We start from the raw sequence: 5,759 nt of genomic DNA, 5'->3' as shown, positions 1-5,759 counted from the left end.
TTTTTCAATGCCTTATAGTTTCTTTAGTATTTTTGCAAAAAAACGCCATGTTTCATATTGACTTTCTTAGCAAATTCGAAAATGTGCATAAAAACGACGTTTTTCTGACGCGAATTGTAAATAACGCGCTAACTATAGAAGTAGGCGCTCTTTAATCTCGGAAATTTTATCTCGTAAACTTGCTGCCTTTTCGAATTTTAAGTCTTTTGCTGCCTGATACATTTCTTCTTCTAATGAACGCATCTCAGACTCCAGCTCTTTCGGTGTTCGAGCAGCGATTGCCATATCGTACTCCTGACCTGCATCCGCAACTTTATTTTTTGCTTTGCGCTTTCCAGGAATGAAAGAAGCACCTTCCATGATATCACCAACCTTCTTATTCAGGCCTTGGGGCGTAATACCATTTACTTCATTGAAGTTCATCTGCTTTGCTCTACGGCGCTTTGTTTCTGATATCGCCTTCTCCATTGATCGTGTGATTTTATCTCCATATAAGATCGCTCTGCCCTTAACGTTTCTAGCCGCCCGCCCTATCGTCTGAATCAGTGATCTTTCGGAACGAAGAAAACCCTCCTTATCAGCATCGAGAATTGCAACCAGGGCAACTTCCGGCATATCAAGCCCTTCTCTTAACAGATTAATACCTACCAGGACATCAAACTCACCACGACGTAAGTCCTGAATAATTTCAATTCTTTCGACAGTATCTATATCGGAATGCAAGTATCTGACTTGAACGCCATGCTCCATTAAGAAATCTGTGAGATCCTCAGCCATACGCTTTGTTAGCGTTGTAACCAACACTCTTTCGTCTAGCTCGGTTGCCGCATTAATCTCCGACAGCAAATCATCTACTTGAGTTGTAGCAGGCCTCACTTCTATTAGAGGATCAAGCAACCCCGTCGGCCTAACGACCTGCTCAACGGTTTTGTCAGCATGCTCTTCTTCGTAGGTTGATGGTGTCGCGGAAACAAAAATAGACTGGGGAGATATACGCTCCCATTCTTCAAAACGCATAGGCCTATTATCAAGTGCCGACGGAAGCCTAAAACCATACTCCACCAAGGTTTCTTTTCTAGACCTGTCGCCTTTAAACATTGCACCAATCTGAGGAATCGTTACGTGCGACTCATCGATTACCATTAAGGCATTATCCGGCAAATAATCAAACAAGGTAGGCGGCGCTGCGCCGACATCGCGCCCAGACAAGTAGCGCGAGTAGTTTTCAATACCATTACAGTAACCCAGCTCTGTCATCATCTCTGTATCATAGCGAGTTCGTTCTTCTAGCCTTTGCGCTTCGACGAGCTTATTATTGTCCCGTAACTGCGCTAAACGAATTTCTAATTCGGACTTAATTCCATCCACAGCATTCAGAATTGTTTGGCGCGGCGTAACATAATGGGATTTAGGGTAAATCGTAATCCGAGGCACACGACGCGTCACTTCGCCGGTTAAGGGGTCAAAGAAACTTAAGTTCTCGACCTCATCATCAAATAGCTCAATTCGGATTGCCTCTTTTTCAGACTCAGCGGGGAAGACGTCTATCACATCACCACGCACACGATAGGTAGCTCGGTGTAGCTCGATGTCATTTCGCGTATATTGAATCTCGGCCAATCGTTTTAAGATATCGCGTTGACTAGCCGGCTCCCCCCTATCTAGATGTAGCATCATCTTGAGATATGATTCCGGGTCACCCAAACCGTAGATGGCAGAAACCGTGGCAATAATTATTGCGTCTGGCCGCTCCATAAGTGCTTTAGTTGCAGATAGACGCATCTGCTCAATATGTTCATTGACTGAAGCATCTTTTTCAATAAAGGTGTTTGAAGATGGAACATAGGCTTCAGGTTGATAATAGTCATAGTAAGAAACAAAGTACTCGACCGAGTTTTGCGGGAAAAACTCTTTAAATTCGCCGTATAGCTGAGCCGCCAGTGTTTTATTATGCGCCATTATAATAGTAGGTCGCTGAAGCGCTGAGATAACGTTTGCAACCGTATAGGTCTTACCTGACCCCGTTACACCAAGAAGCGTTTGATACATCAAACCGTCTTCTATCCCCTCAACAAGTTGTTTGATTGCTTCAGGCTGATCCCCCGCTGGGGAAAATCGTGACTCTAGTAAAAATTCCTTCGCCATTATGATTCCGGTCGTAATGAAAAAATGATAGACTTCGCAAGTTTGACCACTCCCTTAAAGGAAAATCTATTATCAGTCACGAAGCATGACTGTAGATTGACCTTCTAAACTTGGGTGGCAGCACTAAGACACTTGTATATAAATACAACTGCAGCTATGCGATGCGCTTATCGGGTAGCAAACGATAGCAAATTTTTTGCTTTAGAATAAGCCAGTGCACGTTCTTTATTTACGGTGAGCAATTATTCCTGATTGAGGAAACAGACTTGGAAGCACAATCATCCAACCCAGCTTTATCTGCCCTGGAACTTTCAAACCGGGTACAACTTATAAAACCATCTCCGACCTTGGCTGTTACCAACAAAGCCAATGAACTAAAAGCCGCAGGTAAAGATATTATCGGCTTAGGCGCTGGCGAACCAGACTTCGACACCCCTGAACACATTAAGCAGGCTGCGATTAGTGCAATAAAAAATGGCCAGACGCGCTACACCGCAGTAGACGGCACTCCAGAACTAAAAGGCGCGATCATCGATAAATTCAAGCGCGATAACAAGCTTGAGTATACGCCTAAGCAGATCCTCGTATCGTCTGGCGGAAAGCAAAGCTTTTTCAATCTCTCACTTGCCTTGCTAAACCCAGGCGACGAAGTCGTTATCCCTGCACCGTACTGGGTATCCTACCCCGACATGGTCAAGATAGCGGAAGGCAAACCAGTTATTGTTGAAACGAGCCTTGATAACCGTTTTAAAATGACTGCCGAGCAACTGTCAGCAGCAATTACCGATAAAACCAAAATCGTAGTTTTAAACTCTCCCTCGAACCCAACCGGGATTGCTTATACACGTGAAGAACTGGTTGCCATTGGCGAGGCACTAAAACAACACCCTGAGATTTTAGTCGTTACCGATGATATGTACGAACATATTCTATGGACAGAACAACCTTTCGTTAACATATTGAACGCCTGCCCAGAGCTATATGACCGCACCTTTGTTTTGAATGGTGTCTCTAAAGCATATTCCATGACAGGCTGGCGCATTGGCTACGCAGCAGGACCAGAAAAAGCAATCGCTGCGATGAAAAAGATTCAGTCGCAAAGCACATCGAACCCCTGCTCCATTTCTCAAGCCGCGGCGTTGGAAGCACTAAATGGCAGCCAGGAATGCATCACAACAATGGTTACCGAGTTTAAAAAGCGCCACGACTATCTTGTCGCAGCGCTTAATGAACTTCCCGGCGTGGAATGTATTTCTGGCGATGGAACATTTTATGTCTTTCCAAACTTCCAGGGTGCTATCGACAATCTAGCGAATATATCTAACGATGTTGAAATGGCCGAGATGCTGCTAAGTGAAGCAGGTGTGGCACTTGTACCTGGGTCTGCTTTTGGGTCTCCTGGATGCATGCGCCTAAGCTTTGCAACCAGCATGGAAATATTAGAGTCAGCAATTTCACGTCTCAAAAAAGTACTTTAAGGTCTTGACCTGGGCCGCTTTGCTCTTTAGTATACGCGGCCTTGATTAACGAAGTCTTCGTTAGTCTTCTGTTCCCCGATAACTCAGTTGGTAGAGTAGCGGACTGTTAATCCGTTTGTCGCTGGTTCGAGCCCAGCTCGGGGAGCCAACTTCTTATTCCCACTTTCCTAACTTTATCAAAGCTGCGCTTTGAATTAATTCTTTGTAGATCCACTCCAATCTATAGACCAGGCCTAAGACCTGCAGGATACAACCAGACCGTTTTTTTCACCCCCAAATAAGCCACATCGATTTGCCAACTATAAATATCGCAAACACAAACAAAAAAGCCCCTTACTTTCGTAAGAGGCCTGCCTTTAATCTCAACTATTAAAACTAGTTAAAGCTAATAGCTTTCTGGTAGAAACTTGCCGGGATACGTATATTTGTAGTAAATGATCTGAAGTCTGCATTCTCATCACCATCATCCAGAATAACCTCAATACTTCCACCTTCGCGCTCCAGGAAGCCCTTAACAGCATCCATACCAACACCACGCCCTGAAACGTCCGTAACCTCATCCGCAGTAGAGAAGCCCGAGGAGAAGATCAAATTAGCGATTTCACTCGCTGAAGGCTTCGGATCGGATTCTGCATAAATACCCTTCTCGATCGCCATTTTATAGATACGGCTAATTGCAATACCGCGCCCGTCATCGCGAACCGCAAGGTTTGCCAAATCGTCTATATAGCTAACGTCCAGACTAATAGTACCACTTTCAGATTTTCCTTTTTCAAGGCGCTCATCAATCCCCTCAATACCGTGATCCATAGCGTTTCTGAAAACATGCATGAATATGTTATTAAGCGTGCTATGCGCTTCGCTCTTAACAAAGATTCCTGCATTATCAATTTCGATATTTGGTTTACCCTTGCCAAGCTGCTCTGCGAGCGAGTTAGCTGATTCGATAACATCTGAAATCACACCATCTAAGGGCTTAGCTTCCATTGACATCAGCATGCTGTATGCCTCAGAAACAACACCTTTAACATTGTCATCAAGCGTTTGCTGGGTAAGTGACTTGATATTTTCCAACCAAGAGCTGACGCGTGCCGGGTCTAAGGAAATACCACTCTCAGCCTCTCCATCACGACCAAGTTTCTCACGGAACACATATGCATACTTCGCGATGATATCTTCCGCACCACTTAACTCTTCGAGCAATTGCTTCTGATCCCAAAGTACATCTTCATTCTTACGAAGATCGTCATAAGTACTTTCAACTTCATGAACAATGTCGGTAACCTGACTCAAACCATAGGTACGAGCATTCCCTTTCACTGTGTGCATTGAGCGGAACAGGTTAGCAATAATGTCCAGGTCTTTCTCATCATTTGCTTCGATAAGCTGTCGACATTCAGCCAAGAAGTCTTCAGAAGTACCAATAAAGTCGGCAAACTTACTTGCATCAACAGCAAGGATTTCACCAATAATTGCCAACTCACGCTTCTGCTCTTCAGCCTCTGCTTCTAGAGCTTTAAGCTCGGTAACATCTCTGACTGTCACCATTAACTTATCAACTTCACCTTCTTCACTGATAATTGGATCCCAATCCAGCTCAAGAATCTTTTCACGATCATCATCCATGCGGATGTTCATTTCAGTCATTAAGCAATGAGAGTTGAAGTCGTACATCATCTCGTCTTCACCGACAATAGCATCGACACCAGTAATATTCTGATCAACTGCATCAGAACCCGCCGTTGTGTTGCTAAACAACAAGTCCGCAAAGTTACGATCTGCGATACGGTCAGTTTCAAAGATCTGCTCAAGGAATGCTGCATACTCTGGATGAATAAAACCACCCTCGGTAATAGTAAACAAACCTTGGTGCATATTCGCCATCATGTTTGCAATATCGTTGTTCTTCTGACGAAGCTCTGCAGTACGCTCTTCCACTTTCGCTTCCAAGTTTCTGTTTTGCTCTTCGATAACTTCACGCATTCGAATACTTTTGATTGTCGTCACCAAGGATCGCGCTACAGAAGAAACGAACTCATAATCACTATCAGCAAAACTCACATTCTTCACATCACCGGAAAGGTTAATCACACCAACGAGAATCTCTTTGTCGACAAGCGGTACACATAGTAAGGC

The 5,759-nt window shown here is 44.2% G+C and carries 3 protein-coding genes and 1 tRNA gene; 2 read left to right on the top strand and 2 right to left on the bottom strand.

Annotation, left to right across the window (positions count from 1 at the left end; all coding sequences use genetic code 11):
- Positions 1-132: 132 nt before the first annotated feature.
- The gene (gene uvrB / locus A3766_RS13295) at positions 133-2,145 is read right to left on the bottom strand and encodes an excinuclease ABC subunit UvrB (protein ID WP_068512349.1); all 2,013 of its coding nucleotides are present in this window, start codon (positions 2,143-2,145) and stop codon (positions 133-135) included.
- A gap of 266 nt (positions 2,146-2,411) precedes the next feature.
- On the opposite strand from uvrB, the gene A3766_RS13290 reads away from it, so the two are divergent.
- On the top strand, positions 2,412-3,623 hold the full coding sequence (locus tag A3766_RS13290) for a pyridoxal phosphate-dependent aminotransferase (RefSeq protein WP_304439727.1): 1,212 nt from the start codon (positions 2,412-2,414) through the stop codon (positions 3,621-3,623).
- A gap of 72 nt (positions 3,624-3,695) precedes the next feature.
- A tRNA-Asn gene (locus tag A3766_RS13285) sits at positions 3,696-3,771 on the top strand.
- Positions 3,772-3,998: 227 nt separating this feature from the next.
- Here A3766_RS13285 and A3766_RS13280 read toward each other — a convergent pair.
- Positions 3,999-5,759, bottom strand: a 1,761-nt coding sequence (locus tag A3766_RS13280; RefSeq protein WP_068642332.1) for an Hpt domain-containing protein, incomplete at its 5' end; no start/stop codon positions are given.

This window comes from Oleiphilus sp. HI0132 (assembly GCF_001635845.1).
This window is presented reverse-complemented; position numbering and strand designations above follow the sequence as displayed.